Annotated in this window: 14 protein-coding genes; 10 read left to right on the forward strand and 4 right to left on the reverse strand. The window is 68.5% G+C overall.

Annotation, left to right across the window (positions count from 1 at the left end):
* Positions 1 to 359: 359 nt before the first annotated feature.
* From DL991_RS14190 to DL991_RS14220, 7 genes are all read left to right on the forward strand, one after another.
* The gene (locus DL991_RS14190) at positions 360 to 1,127 is read left to right on the forward strand and encodes a DUF4097 family beta strand repeat-containing protein (RefSeq protein ID WP_125784774.1); all 768 of its coding nucleotides are present in this window, start codon (positions 360 to 362) and stop codon (positions 1,125 to 1,127) included.
* A 27-nt stretch (positions 1,128 to 1,154) separates the two neighbouring features.
* A complete protein-coding gene (locus tag DL991_RS14195; protein WP_125784775.1) occupies positions 1,155 to 1,826 on the forward strand; it encodes a DUF4097 family beta strand repeat-containing protein in 672 nt (223 codons plus the stop codon).
* Positions 1,823 to 3,229, forward strand: a complete 1,407-nt coding sequence (locus DL991_RS14200; protein WP_125784776.1) for an alpha/beta hydrolase — start codon at positions 1,823 to 1,825, stop codon at positions 3,227 to 3,229. Before DL991_RS14195 ends, DL991_RS14200 begins: the two co-directional genes overlap by 4 nt.
* 167 nt (positions 3,230 to 3,396) lie before the next feature.
* Positions 3,397 to 5,274 carry a molecular chaperone DnaK gene (gene dnaK / locus DL991_RS14205; protein ID WP_125784777.1) on the forward strand — a complete coding sequence of 626 codons (1,878 nt, stop codon included), beginning with the start codon at positions 3,397 to 3,399 and terminating at the stop codon, positions 5,272 to 5,274.
* Entirely contained in the window at positions 5,271 to 6,047 is a 777-nt protein-coding gene (gene grpE / locus DL991_RS14210) for a nucleotide exchange factor GrpE (RefSeq protein WP_125784778.1), read from the forward strand. The genes dnaK and grpE overlap by 4 nt, the downstream gene beginning before the upstream one ends.
* Before the next feature lie 33 nt (positions 6,048 to 6,080).
* Positions 6,081 to 7,256 (forward strand): molecular chaperone DnaJ, encoded by a 1,176-nt coding sequence (gene dnaJ, locus DL991_RS14215; protein WP_125784779.1) that lies wholly within the window; start codon positions 6,081 to 6,083, stop codon positions 7,254 to 7,256.
* Between the two features lie 5 nt (positions 7,257 to 7,261).
* Entirely contained in the window at positions 7,262 to 7,690 is a 429-nt protein-coding gene (locus tag DL991_RS14220) for a heat shock protein transcriptional repressor HspR (RefSeq protein WP_125784780.1), read from the forward strand.
* A gap of 196 nt (positions 7,691 to 7,886) precedes the next feature.
* Here the strand turns inward: DL991_RS14220 and DL991_RS14225 are convergent, their stop codons facing one another.
* From DL991_RS14225 to DL991_RS14240, 4 genes are all read right to left on the reverse strand, one after another.
* Complete coding sequence (locus tag DL991_RS14225; protein ID WP_125784781.1) at positions 7,887 to 8,486, reverse strand: DUF305 domain-containing protein; 600 nt, start codon at positions 8,484 to 8,486, stop codon at positions 7,887 to 7,889.
* Positions 8,483 to 9,235: a lytic polysaccharide monooxygenase gene (locus DL991_RS14230; RefSeq protein ID WP_125784782.1), complete on the reverse strand. Its 753-nt coding sequence runs from the start codon at positions 9,233 to 9,235 to the stop codon at positions 8,483 to 8,485. Before DL991_RS14230 ends, DL991_RS14225 begins: the two co-directional genes overlap by 4 nt.
* Positions 9,236 to 9,394: 159 nt before the next feature.
* The gene (locus DL991_RS14235; RefSeq protein ID WP_125784997.1) at positions 9,395 to 10,495 is read right to left on the reverse strand and encodes a globin domain-containing protein; all 1,101 of its coding nucleotides are present in this window, start codon (positions 10,493 to 10,495) and stop codon (positions 9,395 to 9,397) included.
* Positions 10,496 to 10,952: 457 nt separating this feature from the next.
* Positions 10,953 to 12,158: a globin domain-containing protein gene (locus DL991_RS14240; RefSeq protein WP_199746187.1), complete on the reverse strand. Its 1,206-nt coding sequence runs from the start codon at positions 12,156 to 12,158 to the stop codon at positions 10,953 to 10,955.
* A gap of 270 nt (positions 12,159 to 12,428) precedes the next feature.
* On the opposite strand from DL991_RS14240, the gene DL991_RS14245 reads away from it, so the two are divergent.
* The 3 genes from DL991_RS14245 to clpB all read left to right on the forward strand — a co-directional run bounded on the left by DL991_RS14245 (position 12,429) and on the right by clpB (position 16,839).
* Positions 12,429 to 12,893 (forward strand): MarR family winged helix-turn-helix transcriptional regulator, encoded by a 465-nt coding sequence (locus DL991_RS14245; RefSeq protein WP_125784783.1) that lies wholly within the window; start codon positions 12,429 to 12,431, stop codon positions 12,891 to 12,893.
* A 75-nt stretch (positions 12,894 to 12,968) separates the two neighbouring features.
* On the forward strand, positions 12,969 to 14,153 hold the full coding sequence (locus DL991_RS14250; RefSeq protein ID WP_125784784.1) for an MFS transporter: 1,185 nt from the start codon (positions 12,969 to 12,971) through the stop codon (positions 14,151 to 14,153).
* An 88-nt stretch (positions 14,154 to 14,241) separates the two neighbouring features.
* Complete coding sequence (gene clpB, locus DL991_RS14255) at positions 14,242 to 16,839, forward strand: ATP-dependent chaperone ClpB (protein WP_125784785.1); 2,598 nt, start codon at positions 14,242 to 14,244, stop codon at positions 16,837 to 16,839.
* Positions 16,840 to 17,001 lie beyond the last annotated feature (162 nt).

Below are 17,001 nucleotides of genomic sequence, written 5' to 3' on the forward strand. Positions count from 1 at the left end.
GGCAGAAAGTCGTACGGATCGGGTGCCTGCGGCATGCGTCCTCCTGATCGTGGAACCGATGACGAAGCCAGGCTAGGTGCTGTCCTGTGAGTCTGTTCGATGGGCTTCGTGATCCAGGTGGTTCCTGGCGGTGCGGGTGGATCGGCCTCGTACCGGGTCGTACTCGGCCGCGTCCGCCCGTGCCGTCAGGGGCCACCTGGGCGCGGAGACCGCGAACATGACTCGCAGGACAGCACCTAGGACCCCGAGGACCCCGGTGCGGGATCAGGGACGATTCCGGGGGTTACCCCTATGTCCATCCCGCCGTGCTGCCCTTAGCGTCGAGCTACACGAAACCTGCTCTGGAGGGACTCAAGACCATGGCGCGCCCACTCCTCGCGATCGGAGGCATCGCGTTGATCGGCGTCGGTGTCCTCACCGGCCTCGGCTGGTGGTGGCCGTCCGACGCGGAGGCCACCGCGGAGGTGACCCAGCCGATCCGGAGCGTGCGGATCGAGAACGACGAGGGTGGCGTCAAGATCCGCACCGGCGAGGGGCCGGTCCGGGTCCACCAGGAGTTCGAGTACCGCTGGAACAAACCGGGCGACTCGTTCCGCGTGGACGGCGACACCCTGGTCCTCGCCGGCTGCGGCAGCAACTGCGAGGTCCGTTACGACGTGGTGGTCCCGGCGGGCGTCCCGGTCACGGGCAGCCTGGACTCGGGGGCGCTCGACATCGCCGGAGTGTCCACTGTGGACGTCACGGTCGACTCCGGCCGGGTCGAGGTGCGCGACGTGCCGGGCACCGTGAAGGTGCGGTCGGATTCCGGGCGCGTGGAACTGGCGAACATCGGACAGGCCGTCACCGTGCGGGCGTCGTCCGGCGCCATCAAGGGGGAGCGGCTCGGCGGCAACGTCGAAGTCCGCGCCGACAGCGGCCGCATCGAGCTCGAACTGATCAAGGGCGCCGACGTCATCGCGCAGACCGACAGCGGTTCGGTCGAGGTCACCGTCCCGGCCGGCGACTACAACGTCACCGGCGCCAGCGACAGCGGCCGCCGCGACATCGACGTGAACCAGTCCGGTTCGGCCCAGCACAAGCTCGATCTCAACACCGACAGCGGAAGCGTCAAGGTCAAAGCGGCCTGACGGAATTCATCGGGGGAACACTTTTTCATGGGAACCACAGAGAAGCGCGTCCTCGGCGCGCTCGCTCTCGGCGCGCTGACCGCCTTCGGGATCGTCGGCTGCACCACCGAAAGCCACGAGAAGCTGAGCGACGGCGCGCCCGTCACCGAGCAGGTCACCGCGATCCGGGTGGACGTCCCGGTCGGCGCGGTCACGCTCCGGGTCGAGGACGGCGCACCGGTCTCGCTGCGCCGCGAAGTGACGTACACGGGCAAGAACCCGGGCAAGACGTACAGCGTCGAGAACGGCACGCTTGTCCTCGGCGGCTGCAAGCAGTGTGGCGTGGACTACGACGTCGTGGTGCCGCGCGAGCTGGCGATCTCCGGGTCCATCGGCACCGGCAAGATCACGCTCGCCCGCGCCACTTCGGTCGATCTGAAGGGTGACGTCGGCGACCTGAAGGTGCTGAGCACGTCCGGGCCGGTCAACCTGCACACCGGCATCGGTGACATCGAGGTCGGCCTCGCGAAACCGGGCGCGGTCACCGCGAACGCCGAGGTCGGCAAGGTCGTCGTCACCGTGCCCGACGGCGCGTACCAGGTGCGCGCGAAGGCGGAGGTCGGCAAGGTCGAGACCGGCGGCGTCCGGCAGGACCAGGCTTCGGCGAACGTCCTCGACCTCCAGTCCGGCACCGGCTCGATCACGGTGAAGCACGCATGAAGACCCTTGCCGCGATCACCGCGCTGACCCTGCTTCCGCTTTCCGCGGTGCCCGCGTCCGCCGCGCCCGGGATCGACTGGAAGCCGTGCGCGACCGAGTACGCGCCGACGCTGGAATGCGCGAACCTTCCGGTGAGCGGCGGCTTTTCCATCGCATTGGCGAAACTGCCGGCGACCGATCCCGCCCGCCGCGTCGGTTCGCTGCTGACGAACCCGGGCGGGCCGGGCGGTGCCGGCGTCACCGTGCTCAAGTACGGCGGCCGGGGGTTCGCGCTGGATCAACCGGAGATGGCCGAAGTGCGGCAGCGGTTCGACGTCATCGGGTTCGACCCGCGTGGCGTCGGGGAAAGCAGGCCCGCGATCAGCTGCGCGCCGAACCTGCACGACCCGGCGATCAGCCGTCTCCCGCGGAACCGCGCGGACTACGACAAGCTCATCGCGCACAACCGCGCCTCCGGCAACGAGTGTCTCAAGAGGACAGGGCCCGCTTTGTCCTCTGTGGACACTTGGCGCGCCGCCGACGACATCGAAGCGATCCGGGTCGCCCTCGGCGAGCCGAAGGTGAACTGGCTCGGTGTCTCCTACGGTTCCGAACTCGGCGCCGTGTATGCGGAGAAGTACCCGAAGCGCGTCAGGACGATGGTGCTCGACGGCGCCATCGACCACTCCCGGCCGACGCGGCAGGCGATCCTCGACGAGGCCATCGCGACCGAGGGCGCGCTCAACGACTTCGCGAACTGGTGCAAGACGTCTTCCGACTGCGTGCTTCGCGCCAAGGACGTTCTCGCCACCTACGACAAGCTCATGCGGACGCCCGGCGGCGTGCCATCGAAGCAACTGGGGCGGAACGTGACCGCCGAGGAGATCGCGGCCGGTGTCTACGGCGGGTTGATCCTGCCGGCGTTCTGGCCGGACGTGGCGAAGGGCATCGAGGCCGCGACAGCGGGGAACGCGGACGGGCTGTTGCCGTACGCCCAGCTGGACCCGTCCTACGGCGCGTACCGCTCGATCGGCTGCCACGACTTCGGCTCGCCGTTCACCTCCTACCCTGACATGAGGGCGATGCAGGGCCTGGTGAAGACCCTCGCGCCGCACAGTTGGCGGTATTCGGAGTTCTGGGACTTCGCGAGCGGGTGCGCGGGCTGGCCGGTGCCCTCGGAGTACCTGCCGCGGCCGCAGAAGATCTCGGGTGCGGCGCCGATCCTCGTGGTCGGTGGAGAACACGACCCGGCGACGCCGCTCGTGTGGGCGAAGGGGCTCGCGCGGAACATCGAGAACTCGACGTTGCTCGTCGACGCCGGGTACGGGCACACGGGGCTGCTGAACTCCGCCTGCGTGCGCACCCAAGAGGTGAAATACCTGGTGAGCGGCGTCACACCCGCTCCGGGCACGGTCTGCCGGTAGCCCGGGAACAAGACGCCCGTGCCGCTCGTTGAGCCGGATACAAGGTTGAGTGCGGTCGGCTCAAGTCCGGCTTGACGGAAGCCGCACCGGCCCGATACAACTTGCGTTGATCCCGCTCAAGGTGAGCGAGAACGTGCAGGTCACGAAACTAGCAGGAGGATCACACCATGGCGCGAGCGGTCGGCATCGACCTCGGCACGACCAACTCGGTCGTCGCTGTCCTTGAGGGCGGCGAGCCGACGGTCATCGCCAACTCGGAAGGTTCACGCACCACCCCGTCCATCGTCGCCTTCGCCAAGAACGGCGAAGTGCTGACCGGCCAGCCGGCGAAGAACCAGGCCGTGACGAACGTCGACCGCACCATCCGGTCGGTCAAGCGGCACGTCGGTACCGACTGGAAGACCGAGATCGACGGCAAGGCGTACACCTCGCAGGAGATCAGCGCCCGCGTGCTGATGAAGCTCAAGCGCGACGCCGAGGCGTACCTCGGCGAGACCATCACCGACGCGGTCATCACCGTCCCCGCCTACTTCGAGGACGCGCAGCGGCAGGCCACCAAGGAGGCCGGGCAGATCGCCGGCCTGAACGTGCTCCGCATCGTCAACGAGCCCACCGCGGCGGCGCTGGCGTACGGCCTGGACAAGGGCGAGAAGGAACAGACCATCCTGGTCTTCGACCTCGGTGGCGGTACGTTCGACGTCTCGCTGCTGGAGATCGGCGAGGGTGTCGTCGAGGTCCGCGCGACCTCCGGTGACAACCACCTCGGCGGTGACGACTGGGACGAGCGGATCGTCACCTGGCTGGTCGACAAGTTCAAGTCGTCCAACGGCATCGACCTCACCAAGGACAAGATGGCGCTCCAGCGCATCCGTGAGGCCGCCGAGAAGGCGAAGATCGAGCTCTCCAGCTCCAACTCGGCGGGCATCAACCTGCCGTACATCACCGTGGACGCGGACAAGAACCCGCTGTTCCTCGACGAGCAGCTCTCCCGCGCCGAGTTCCAGAAGATCACCTCGGACCTGCTCGAGCGCACCCGCAAGCCGTTCAACAACGTCATCCGTGACGCCGGTGTCGCCGTCGGCGACATCGACCACGTCGTGCTCGTGGGTGGTTCCACCCGCATGCCCGCCGTGTCGGACCTGGTCAAGGAGCTGACCGGCGGCCGCGAGCCGAACAAGGGCGTCAACCCGGACGAGGTCGTCGCCGTCGGCGCCGCGCTCCAGGCCGGTGTGCTCAAGGGTGAGGTCAAGGACGTCCTGCTGCTCGACGTGACCCCGCTTTCGCTGGGCATCGAGACCAAGGGTGGCGTGTTCACCAAGCTCATCGAGCGCAACACCACGATCCCGACCAAGCGTTCGGAGATCTTCTCCACCGCGGACGACAACCAGCCGTCGGTGCAGATCCAGGTGTTCCAGGGTGAGCGCGAGATCGCGGCGCACAACAAGAAGCTCGGCATGTTCGAGCTGACCGGTCTCCCGCCCGCCCCGCGTGGCGTGCCGCAGATCGAGGTCACCTTCGACATCGACGCCAACGGCATCGTGCACGTCCTCGCGAAGGATCTCGGCACGAACAAGGAGCAGTCGATGACGATCACCGGTGGCTCCGCGCTGCCGAAGGACGACATCGAGCGCATGGTCAAGGACGCCGAGGCGCACGCCGAGGAGGACAAGCAGCGCCGCGAGGAGGCGGAGACCCGCAACCAGGCGGAGACGCTGGTCTACCAGACCGAGAAGTTCGTCAAGGACAACGAGGACAAGCTGCCCGACGAGCTCAAGGGCAAGGTGAAGTCCGCGATCGACGAGGCCAACGAGGCGCTCAAGGGCACCGACTCGGCGAAGATCCGCGAGTCCATCGAGAAGCTGAACACCGCTTCGCAGGAGCTGGGCACCGCGCTCTACGCCAACGCGGCCGGCAACGCCGCCGATGAGGCCGCCGCCGGTGAAGGCGCGACCGGGACCGCGGGTGCGGGCACGGGTTCGCAGGCCAAGGCCGACGACGTCGTCGACGCCGAGATCGTCGAAGAGGACGAGAAGGACAAGAAGTGACGGGACGCTACGACGAAACCGAGGGCCGGGGCCCGGACGAACCGGTGGTCGTGCGGGACCGCAGGCGGATCGATCCGCTGACCGGTGAGGTCCGCTCGGCCGCCCCGGAGGCCGAACCCAAGGACGGTCCGAAGCACGCCGCTCCTGCCGAAGAGCAGGCTGTCCCGACGGAGCCGGAGCCCGCGGCACACGCGGGCCCCGGCCTCGGGGAGTCCATTGTGGACGACTCGGTGTCGGTGGCGACCGGGCTGGAGAAGGAGCTGGCGGAACGCACCGCCGACCTCCAGCGCCTCCAGGCGGAGTACGCCAACTACCGCAAGCGCGTCGACCGTGACCGCGAGCAGGTCGTCGCCGGCGCGAAGGCGTCGGTCGTCGGTGACCTGCTCCCGCTGCTCGACGACCTCGAGCGCGCGGAGCAGCACGGCGATCTGACGGGCGCCTTCAAGGCGGTCGGCGAGAAGCTGGTCGGGAGCCTGCAGCGGTCGGGGCTCGAGCCGTTCGGCGCGGAGGGCGAGCCCTTCGACCCGAGCGTGCACGAGGCCGTCCAGCACAGCACGTCGCCGGATGTCGCCGGGCCGACGGTCACCACGGTCATGCGCCGCGGTTACCGCTTCGGCGAACGCGTGCTGCGCGCGGCGCTGGTCGGGGTCACCGACCACGAGCCGGGTGCCGCTCCGGCACCCGCGTCGGCGGCGCAGGACGCCCCGGTGGACCCGCCCGTCGGCGGCGAGCTGCCGCTCGAGGGCGAACTTTTCGATGAGAACAACCGCTGATCGGCGATACGGCGTGAAAGGAGGAGACGTTCGGTGAGTGCACGGGAATGGATCGGTAAGGACTTCTACCGTGAGCTGGGCGTCTCCTCCGACGCCACCGCGGACGAGATCAAGAAGGCCTATCGCAAGCTGGCCAAGGAGAACCACCCCGACGCCAACGCGGGCAACGCGGAGGCCGAGAAGAAGTTCAAGGCGGTCTCCGAGGCGTACGGCGTACTGTCCGACACGGCCAAGCGCAAGGAGTACGACGAGGCTCGCCGCCTCTTCGGCTCCGGCGGTCCCGGCGGCTTCGGCTTCCCGGGCGGCGGCGGTGGCAGCGGCGGTTTCGACGTCGGCGACATCTTCGGCCAGGCAGGCCAGCAGCAGGGCGGTTTCGGCGGCCTCGGCGACATCCTCGGCGGTCTCTTCGGCCGCCGCGGCGGGGCGGCCGGTGCCACCGCGAACCGGCCGCAGCGCGGCTCGGACGTGGAGACCGACGTCCGGATCGACTTCACCGAGGCGGTCAAGGGCGCGACCCTGCCGCTGCGGCTGTCGAGCCCGGCGACCTGCTCCACCTGCGGCGGGAACGGCGCGAAGCCGGGGACCTCCCCGAGGACGTGTTCGACCTGTCAGGGCAGCGGGCTGGTCAGCCGGAGCCAGGGCGCGTTCGCGTTCTCCGAGCCGTGCCGCGACTGCCGCGGCCGCGGCACGATCATCGACGACCCCTGCCCGGAATGCGCGGGCGAGGGCATCAGCACCCGCACCCGCACGCTGACCGTGCGGATCCCGCCGGGCGTCGCCGACGACCAGCGGATCCGCCTGGCGGGCCAGGGCGAACCGGGCCGAGGCGGCGCGCAGCCGGGCGATCTGTACGTCCGCGTGCACGTCGCACCGCACGCGTTGTTCGGGCGCCAGGGCCTCGACCTGACGATCGCCGTGCCGGTGTCCTTCGCGGAACTGGCCCTCGGCGGCACGATCACCGTGCCGACGCTCGAGGGCAAGGTGTCGCTGAAGGTGCCGCAAGGTACGGCGAGCGGCCGGGTGCTTCGCGTGCGCGGCAAGGGAATCGCGAAGCGTGACGGCTCGCAGGGCGACCTCCTGGTCACCCTGCAGGCGGCCATCCCGGCCAAATTGGACGACAAGGCGCGTGAAGCGCTGGAGGCCTACGCCGAGGCCATGGCCGACCACGATCCACGACCGGAGATCACCGAACTTCTCGAAGGCAGGTGAGCGCGATGTTCGGCGGGTTGCCGCACGGTGCGGACGAGGAGACGCCGGTGTTCGTCATTTCGGTGGCGGCGCAGCTGTCCGGCCTGCACGCGCAGACCCTGCGGTCCTACGACCGCCAGGGTCTCGTGTCGCCGGGCCGGACATCCGGCGGTGGACGGCGTTACTCGATGCGGGACATCGCGTTGCTGCGCGAAGTGCAGCGACTGTCCCAAGAGGACGGTGTCAACCTCGCGGGCATCAAGCGGATCATCGAGCTGGAAAACCAGGTCGACGCCCTCCGGGCGCGCATCGCCGAACTGACCGAAGAGCTCACTGCGGCGTACCTCACCGCCGAACAGACGGCCGCGGCCGTGCACGCCTCCTACCGCAAGGACCTCGTCCCGCTGCGGCAGCAGACGGCCCTGGTCGTCTGGAAGCCCAAACGCCGCAATTAGTCACCTAAATGCGGCGTGAGTCGACGACGTGACTGGAGCCGTAACTCACGTGACTGGAGGCGTATCTCGCGTGACTGGAGCCGTAACTCACGAGTTACGGCTCCAGTCACGCGAATGACGGCTCCAATCACGTGAGTTACGGCTTCGATCACGCGAAACCGGTGGCGGAAAGCTCGCAAGTAGGTGACTAATTGCGTTATTGGCCGGGGACGAGGGTCCGGATCTGCTGGACCTCGCCGGTGCGCGAGTCCATGATCCGCTGGGCCAGCGCCTTCGCCTGCGGGTTCTTGCCATCCTTCAGTTCGGTCCTCGCGAGCGCGACCCCGTTGTGCTGGTGCGCGACGAAGATGTCGGCGAAGTCGAGGGTGAACTCCGAACCATCCTTTTTGGACAGTGCTTCGAGCAGTCCCTTGTCCGTGAGCCCGTCGCCACCGTGATGGTGGTGCGCGTGCGGATCGGCCGAACCCGTCTCGGGTTTGCCCCAGCCCTTCAGCCAGTTCCGCATTTCGGTGCTCTCGGTCTGTTGCGTCGCCTCGATGGCGGCCGCGAGATCCTTCAGCTCCTGCTTCTGCGCCTGCTTGGCCTTCACCAGCTTGACGATCTCAACGCCCTGGTTGTTGTGGGCGATCATCATCTGCAGGAACATCACGTCGGCGTCGTTGTACTCGGCGGACGCCGCGGCGGCGGATTGGGGGACCGGGGAGATCGGGCCGCCGGCGGTGGTCGGTGAGCCATCACCGGTCCCGCAGCCCGCGAGGGCCACGAGACCGGCGACGAGAACGAGGGCCAGCTTCACTGCCGGGTCCACAGTGCGGGGGTGTTCGGCGGTTCCCAGCCCTGGAGCGCGGTGTGCGCCAGCTGGCAGCGATAGGTCGCGCCGCCGTAGGTCACCGTGCTGCCGACCGCGTAGGCCGTCCCGGCCGCCCAGGTGCCGCCGGCGGGCGGGTTGCTGGTGCTGGTCGGCGGGTTCGACGTCGTGGGCGGGTTGCTGGTGGTCGGCGGGTTGCTCGTGGTGGGCGGGTTGCCGCCGCCGATCTGCAGGTCGATGCAGCTGTAAAAGGCCATCGGCGTGTCCGCGATGTTCCAGATGGCGAGCACCTTCTGGCGGCCGCTGAAGCCGTTCAGGCTCACGGTGTGCGACGTCGGGTCCTTCGGCGCGGAGTTGTTCCCGCTGATGTCGGCGATCTTGGTGCCGCCGATGTAGTACTCGTAGTTCGTGGTCCGGTGGTAGGCGGTGAACTTCCAGTTGAAGGTCACGCTGTTGCCGACCGAGGCGGCGGGCCACGGCTTCGATTCGTCGTTGAGCTCGGCGAATCCGGGAAGGCCGCCGTTGCAGCTGCGGAGCCCCTTGGGGCCTTCGACGCTCTGGGGTTCGTAGACGATGGCACCGCAGCCGGAAACCTTGCCCTGGGCACAGTTCGCCTGGCGGCTGGGCGGGGACAGCACGTAGCCGTGGGCGCTGGCCGCCTGGGGGATGGCGACGATGGCGATCGGGGCGAGGATCGCACCGGCGGCGGCTGCCACGAGCTTGCTTTTGACGGTCATGCCGGCTCCTGGGGATGGAACGACGGTGTTCCCGTGATGGGGAGCAATGTGGTCTAGACCATAAATCCGCCGGTGACCGCGGTCAATGATTCACTGACCTACTGCTGCGTCGAGCCCAAGTGGTACGGCCGATCGGCCTAATACGAACGGAGTGCCCGCTCAGTCCAGGGTGAAGGGGTCGTATTTGATCCGCGCCAGATCCGTGCCGGCGGCGAGCAGTTTCGCGATCGTCGCGCGGATCATCGAAGGCGACCCGGCGACGTAGACGTCGCGGTCCTTCCAGCCGTCGCGCTGCGTGACCGCCGTGGCCAGCGTGCCGCGGTCACCGCCGGTGATGGTGCCTTCCTCGGTCACCGGGGTCACCGTCAGCCAAGGGCAGGTGACGGCCAGCCCGCGGAGCTCGTCGAGGGCGTAGAGGTCTTCCGGCTTCCGGCCGCCGAAAAACAGGTGCACCGGCGGATTGTTCCTCCAGCGCGACATGTCGTCGAGCAGGGCGAGCAGCGGCGCGACGCCGGTGCCGCCGCCGACCATCAGCAGCGGACGGCTTTCCGTGTGGTGCACCGAAAGCGCGCCGAGCGACGGGCCGATACGCCAGACGTCGCCGGGCCGGGTGTGGTGGACGATCGCGCGCGAGACCCAGCCGCCGCGCACGGCGTGCACGTGGAACTCCATCGTCCCGTCGTCGTGCGGTGCGGTGGCGGGCGAGAAGTAGCGCCACATCCGCGGGCGCTGCGGGACTTCGACGCTGACGTAGCCGCCGGCCCGGTATGGGAGCGGCTGGTCCGTGCGCACCTTGATGACGGCGACGTCGCGGGAGGCGAGCCGGTGCTCGACGACGGTCGCCTTCCACCACGCGGGCCCGACCTCCTTGCCCGCGGCCTCGCGCATGCTCTTCGATATGACGCCGTACGCGGTGACCCAGGCGTCTTCCACCTCGGGCGTCCAGTCGTCCTTCAAGAATCTTTTCAGCGCGGCGATCAGCGCGACACCGACGGCGTCGTAATGGCGGCCGAGGACGTCGAACTTCCGATGGTCCCGGCCGAGCTGGCCGAGGAAAGTGGCCAGCTCGTCGGGTCGGTCCACCATCTGTACGACGTAGACGAGCGCGCGCAGCAAACGATTTCGCTGGGTGGCCATGTTGATCGGGAACAACGCCCGCGCGTCCGGTGCGACAGTGAAGAGCGCCCCGTAAAAGTACTGGGACAGCTCCTCTGCCTTCGTTTCGACGGCGGCGAAACTTTCCCGGATGAGCTCGGCCATCCGGACGGTCTTGTCCGCCGCGGGTGTTTCGACCAGTGGCGGAACGGGAATCGGCGAGGATCTCGACGAACTCGGTGGATGCTCGTATTTCACTGTTTCGGCAGTCATGGGTGAACGATTTTCTCCAGTTGGATCGGGCATATTCTCCAGACCCGATGTCATCTTGCTCGTGTTCCCCCGAGGGTTCCCGACTGTATGCCCGGAAGTCGAAAAAGGATCCGCGAATGGTTGTTTCCCGCTCGAACGGAGCAAACGATATACGCGCGGTCAACACCGTCTGGCACTAAGTAAAGGTGATCAAGCAGGCGGGGGTTTCCCTTGCTCACCAGTGGTTTTCGCCAGTTCGACGGCCACGCGTGATCCGCCGATCGGGTGGCTTTTCTCCGTGATTACCGCGTCACGTAACGACACGAGTCCGGCGACTGATCCACCATTGTGGAAACGGTTTCGACAGCGCCTAGTCGATGGTGAAGGGGTCGTACGCGATCTGGTCGAGCGCGCTGCCCGCGACCAGCATCCGGGACACCGTCGCCCGGATCATCGCGGGCGAACCGGCGACGAGGATGCGGTGCCCTGGCCAGGACCCTTGCTGTGTAACGGCTTCCGCGAGCGTGCCCTGGACGCAACCCGGGGCTTCCTCACCGCGCTCGACCACCGGGGTCACGGTGAGCCAGGGGTTGGTGGCCGCGAGGGCGCGCAACTCGTCGAGGTCGTAAAGGTCCTCACGCGACGGTCCGCCGTAGAACAACTGGACCTTCGGGTTCTCGCCCCATTGCGCGAGGTCGTCGAGAATGGCGCGCAGCGGCGCGACGCCGGTGCCGCCCGCGATCATCAGGACGCCGCGGCCGTCGGTGCGGTCGATCGAAAGCCTGCCGAGCGGCGGCCCCAGCCGCCAGACGTCGCCCGGCTGCGTGTGGCTCACGATCGCGCGGGACACCCAGCCGCCGTCGACCGCGCGCACGTGGAACTCGATGCCGCCGTCTTCGCGCGGCGCGTTCGCCGGCGACAGATAGCGCCAGAGCCTCGGCCGCTGCGGGACTTCGACGCTCATGTACTGACCGGGCTGGTACGGCACCGGGAATTCGGGCTGGACGCGGACCAGGGCGAGATCCCAGGTGAGCCGCCGGTGCTCGAGTACGGTCGCCGACCAGGACGCCGGGTTCACGTCGGCCGCGGCGGCCTCCTGCATCGCGCGGGCGACGATGGTGAAGGCCTCCGCCCAGGCTCGCTCGACCTCCGGTGTCCAGTCCGGACCCAGGTGGTTCTTGAGCGAGGCGAGCAGCGCGGTGCCGACGGCCTCGTAATGCCGGGGGATGACGCCGAACTTGCGGTGGTCACGGCCGAGCTGGGTCAGGAACGGCACCAGGTCGTCCGGCCGGTCGACCATCTGCACGATGTGGACCAGCGCGCGCACCAGCCTGCCGCGCTGGACCTCCATGTTGATCGGGAAGAAGTCGCGGGTGGCGGGCGCGAGGGTGAACAGCATCCCGTAGAAGAACTGGGAGATCTCCGGTATGAAGGGCTCCGACTTCGCCCAGGTGTCCCGGATGAGCCGCACCATCGCGGTGACCGCGGGCGGGGCTTCCCTCGGTGCCGAGGAACGCGGCACCGGGCTGACCGCGTCGGCCGTCACGGGCTGGGAGTCGCTGATCGGGAAGCGCATACCGGAAGACAGTTCCCCAGGTTCACGAACGAGGGTCCACTGGAGAAGAATTCACGGGTCATTCACCTCTCCGGTCAGTGGCTTTCGGGTCGGTCGGCTGGTTCCGGCTCGCTCGCGAGACTAGCCGCCTAGAGCCTTTTTGCCTGCATCGTTGCTCCGGACGGGTGTACTCGAAACCGGTCGGCAGTGGGGGATCTCACGAGGTAAACAGTTGTCTTACGCAAGCGTCGCCGAATAAAGTTGTACTGTACAAGTAGCCGGGAGGCGCAGATGAGCTCCGCAGACGACGCCAGGGTCGAATTGATGCGTGAGTTGAAGGCCGCCTCCCAGCTGCAGCACGCCTGGATCATGCAGGCCTGGCAGGACGACCCCGGTCTGCATCCGGCGGCCGCGATGCTGTTGTCGGACCTGGCGAAGCACGGCGAGGCGCGCCCTTCGGAATTGGCCAAACGACGCTTTGTGGACCTTTCGGTCGTAAGCCGTCAAATCTCCCAGCTGTCCGCGGCGGGGATGGTCGACCGCCGCCCCGCGCCCGAGGACGGCCGCGCGTCGATCATCAGCATCTCCGAACGCGGACACGAGGAACTGGGCCGCAGGCGGGCCGGTTATCTGGAGTTCATGGAGCGTGCGCTGGGTGATTGGGACGACGAAAAGGTCCTCGGCCTGACCACTCGCCTCGCCGAGATGAACGCCGACCTTCGCACGGCCTTGTCGGTGCGGACGTGCGACGTCTGACGGGTGCCGTTACTACCCGCCGGTCTTGACTGAACGGACCTTTCGCCTGGCTGTCACGCCGGTAGCGTCGATGTTGTGCGGAGCAGGGTCGCGTTGCTGGTCGCCTTGGGAATCGACAACTTCGGCTCGGGACTTTTCCTTCCGCTCGGGTTGGTCTTCGTCATCCGTGTGGTGGGTTTGCCCCTCGCCCAGGCGGGGGCCGCGGTCACTCTCGGTGCGCTCGCCGGTCTGCTCGTGCCCGCGCTCGCCGGGCGCCTCGTCGATCTGATCGGCCCGCGGACGGTGATGATCTGCTCCCATGTTCTCCAGGCCGCCGGAGCGAGCGCTTTCCTGGTGGCCGACGGTTTCGCCGGGGTCGTCGGCGCGTCCGTCATGCTCGCGGCCGGGCAGCAGCTGTTCTACAGCTCCCAGTTCTCGCTCATCGCCGACGTCGCGGGCGAAGGGCCGAAGGACCGGCCGTTCGCCGAAGCCGCGATGGTCCGCTCCGCGGGCTTCGGGCTGGGCGGGCTCGCGGCGGCCGGACTGCTGGTGTGGATCGGGCGCGACGGCTTGTACGTCGCCGTGATGGTCGACGTCGCGACCTTCGTCGTCGCAGCGGCCATCCTCTCGACGCTGGTCCCGCCGGTCCCGCGGCACCTGCCCCGGCTCTCCGGGCCCGCGCGGGTCTGGCGGAACCGCCCGTACCTGGCGCTCATCGTGTTCAGCGGACTCTTCGCGCTCACGATGGACTTCTTCCTCATCGGGATGCCGGTGTACATCTTCAACGCCCTGCAGGGCCCGCGATGGCTTCCCGGCGCGATCATCGCGCTGCTCACCGTCGTCACCAGTCTGGGTGGAGTCGTCGGTTTGCGGCTCACCCGGAGGCTGACCCGGATCGCCGCGATGCGCGCGGGCTCGGCGTTGTTCGCGGTGTGGTGCCTGGCGTGCCTCCTGGTGGTGTTCGTGCCGAAGGTCTTCCAGCCGGTTTACCTGCTCGGCGCGACCCTCGTGCTGGCCGCCGGCGATCTCGCGTTCGGTGCGCGATCCGGGGCGCTGGCCGAAGCCGCGGCGCCGCCGGAGGCGCGGGGCCGGTATCTGGCGGCGTTCCAGTACGCGTTCACGCTCGCCGCGGTGATCGCTCCGGCCGTCGTCGCGCTGTTCTCCGTGGCACTCTGGATCCCGTGGGTGCTCGTGGCCGCGTGCGCCTGCACGGCCGTCGTCGGCCTCGGCCGGGTGGGCCCGCGTCTGCCCGCGGAGGCCGTCTCGCCGACCGGAGGCTGAACTTTTCTCAAGTTGAGCGGAACAGACTCAACTTTGTTGACGTTGTACCGGTCGACGGACTTTCGCAGGACCTAGTACGAGGTGAGGGATGGACGCTTTCAACCCGACCACGAAGACCCAGCAGGCGATCTCGTCGGCGGCGCAGGCGGCCACGATGGCGGGCAACCCGCACGTGGCGGCCGCGCATCTGCTCGGCGCCCTGCTGGCGCAGGGTGAGGGGCTCACCGCACCGCTGCTGACCGCGGTCGGGGCCGATCCGGAGCAGGTGCACAAGGAGCTGGAGCCGCTGATCGCGGCGCTGCCGTCGGCGACCGGCGCGACCGTGTCGAGCCCGCAGTTCGACGCGCACGCGGTCAAGGCGCTGACGCACGCGCAGAAGCTCGCGACCGAACTCGGCGACGAGTACGTCTCGACGGAGCACCTCCTCGTCGGCCTCGCCACCGAGGGCGGTCCGGTGGCCGACCTGCTCAAACGGCACGGCGCCACCCCGGACGCGTTGCGTGACGCGTTCGCCAAGGTGCGCGGCTCCGCGCGGATCACCAGCCCGGATCCGGAGAGCACCTTCAAAGCGCTGGAGAAGTACGGCGTCGACCTGACCGAACGCGCCCGCGCCGGCGAGCTGGACCCGGTGATCGGCCGCGACACCGAGATCCGCCGCGTGGTGCAGGTGCTCTCGCGCCGCACCAAGAACAACCCGGTGCTCATCGGCGAACCCGGTGTCGGCAAGACGGCCATCGTCGAAGGGCTCGCCCAGCGCATCGTCGCCGGTGACGTGCCGGAATCGCTGCGCGGCAAGCGAGTGGTGGCGCTGGACCTCGGCTCGATGGTCGCCGGGGCCAAGTTCCGCGGCGAGTTCGAAGAGCGGCTGAAGGCCGTGCTCAAGGAGATCACCGACTCCGCGGGCGAGGTCGTCACCTTCATCGACGAGCTGCACACCATCGTCGGCGCCGGCGCGACCGGCGAGGGAGCGATGGACGCGGGCAACATGATCAAGCCGATGCTCGCCCGCGGTGAGCTGCGGATGGTCGGCGCGACCACGCTCGACGAGTATCGGCAGCACATCGAGAAGGACGCCGCGCTGGAGCGGCGCTTCCAGCAGGTGCTGGTCGGCGAACCGTCCACAGAGGACACCATCGGCATCCTGCGCGGGCTCAAGGAGCGGTACGAGGTGCACCACGGGGTGCGCATCACCGACGCCGCGCTGGTCGCCGCCGCGACCCTGTCCGACCGCTACATCACCGCCAGGTTCCTGCCGGACAAGGCGATCGACCTGGTCGACGAGGCCGCGTCGAAGCTCCGCATGGAGATCGACTCGCGGCCGGTCGAGATCGACGAGGTCGAGCGCGCCGTGCGGCGGATGGAGATCGAGGAGATGGCACTGTCCAAAGAGGACGACGCCGCCTCCAAGGACCGGCTCGCAGCGCTGCGCTCGGAGCTGGCCGAAAAGCGCGAGACGCTGACCGCGCTGACGGCGCGCTGGCAGAACGAAAAGGGCTCGATCGAACGCGTCCGCGACCTCAAGGGGCAGCTGGAGCAGCTGCGCGGCGAGTCCGAACGCGCCGAACGCGACGGCGACCTCGGCAAGGCCGCCGAGCTCCGCTACGGCCGGATTCCCGCGCTGGAGAAGGAGTTCGAGGCCGCGATCGCCGCCAGCGAGGTCAGCCAGCAGAACGTCATGCTCAAGGAAGAGGTCGGCGCGGACGACGTCGCGGACGTGGTCAGCGCGTGGACCGGTATCCCGGCCGGACGGCTGCTGGAGGGCGAGACGGGCAAGCTGCTCCGGATGGAGGAGGAGCTCGGCAAACGCGTCGTCGGGCAGAAGGAGGCCGTGCAGGTCGTTTCGGACGCGGTGCGCCGCACCCGGGCGGGCGTCGCCGACCCCGACCGGCCGACCGGTTCGTTCCTGTTCCTCGGCCCGACCGGCGTCGGCAAGACCGAGCTGGCGAAGGCGCTGGCCGAGTTCCTGTTCGACGACGAGCGCGCGATGCTGCGGATCGACATGAGCGAGTACGCCGAGAAGCATTCGGTGGCGCGCCTGGTCGGGGCGCCTCCGGGCTACGTCGGCTACGACCAGGGCGGGCAGCTGACCGAGTCGGTGCGCAGGCGCCCGTATTCGGTGGTGCTGCTGGACGAGGTCGAGAAGGCGCACCCGGACGTGTTCGACGTGCTCCTGCAGGTGCTCGACGACGGACGGCTCACCGACGGCCAGGGCCGCACGGTGGACTTCCGCAACACGATCCTGGTGCTGACCTCGAACCTCGGTTCGCAGGCCATCGCCGACCCGGCGCTCGACGAGCGTCAGCGCAACGACGCGGTGATGTCGGTGGTGCAGCGGCAGTTCAAACCGGAGTTCCTGAACCGGCTGGACGACATCGTGGTCTTCCACGCGCTCGGCACCGACGAGCTGACGTCCATTGTGGACATCCAGATCGACCGGCTCGCCACCCGGCTTTCGCGGCGTCGCCTGACGCTCGACGTCACCGCCGGAGCACGCGAGTGGCTCGCGCTGAACGGCTTCGACCCGATCTACGGCGCACGGCCGCTGCGGCGGCTGGTGCAGTCGGCGATCGGCGACAAGCTGGCGAAACAGTTGCTGGCCGGTGAGATCCGGGACGGCGACACGGTCCGGGTCGACATCCCGGCCCAGGAGGCGTCGGACGCGCTCACGGTCACCCGGGTGGACTGACGCGGGCCGGTCGGTCACCCGCCGGCTGAGATGAAGGGGCCTTTCATTGCAAAATTTGCGATGAAAGGCCCCTTCATTGCATTGGCGACACAGCGATTTGTCGACGTTTCACCCTGTCTTCGGGGCGCGGAACCGAAAGGGGTGGCGCGACACGGCGCCCGG

It is taken from the genome of Amycolatopsis sp. WAC 01375 (assembly GCF_003947325.1).
Taxonomy (GTDB): Bacteria; Actinomycetota; Actinomycetes; order Mycobacteriales; family Pseudonocardiaceae; genus Amycolatopsis.

Bases quoted from the DNA above. Each gene is read 5' to 3' on its own strand.
- DL991_RS14190 (WP_125784774.1), top strand. From the start codon at position 360: ATGGCGCGCCCACTCCTCGCGATCGGAGGCATCGCGTTGATCGGCGTC.
- DL991_RS14195 (WP_125784775.1), top strand. From the start codon at position 1,155: ATGGGAACCACAGAGAAGCGCGTCCTCGGCGCGCTCGCTCTCGGCGCG.
- DL991_RS14200 (WP_125784776.1), top strand. From the start codon at position 1,823: ATGAAGACCCTTGCCGCGATCACCGCGCTGACCCTGCTTCCGCTTTCC.
- dnaK (WP_125784777.1), top strand. From the start codon at position 3,397: ATGGCGCGAGCGGTCGGCATCGACCTCGGCACGACCAACTCGGTCGTC.
- DL991_RS14220 (WP_125784780.1), top strand. From the start codon at position 7,262: ATGTTCGGCGGGTTGCCGCACGGTGCGGACGAGGAGACGCCGGTGTTC.
- DL991_RS14230 (WP_125784782.1), bottom strand. From the start codon at position 9,235: ATGACCGTCAAAAGCAAGCTCGTGGCAGCCGCCGCCGGTGCGATCCTC.
- DL991_RS14235 (WP_125784997.1), bottom strand. From the start codon at position 10,495: ATGGCCGAGCTCATCCGGGAAAGTTTCGCCGCCGTCGAAACGAAGGCA.
- DL991_RS14240 (WP_199746187.1), bottom strand. From the start codon at position 12,158: ATGCGCTTCCCGATCAGCGACTCCCAGCCCGTGACGGCCGACGCGGTC.
- DL991_RS14245 (WP_125784783.1), top strand. From the start codon at position 12,429: ATGAGCTCCGCAGACGACGCCAGGGTCGAATTGATGCGTGAGTTGAAG.
- clpB (WP_125784785.1), top strand. From the start codon at position 14,242: ATGGACGCTTTCAACCCGACCACGAAGACCCAGCAGGCGATCTCGTCG.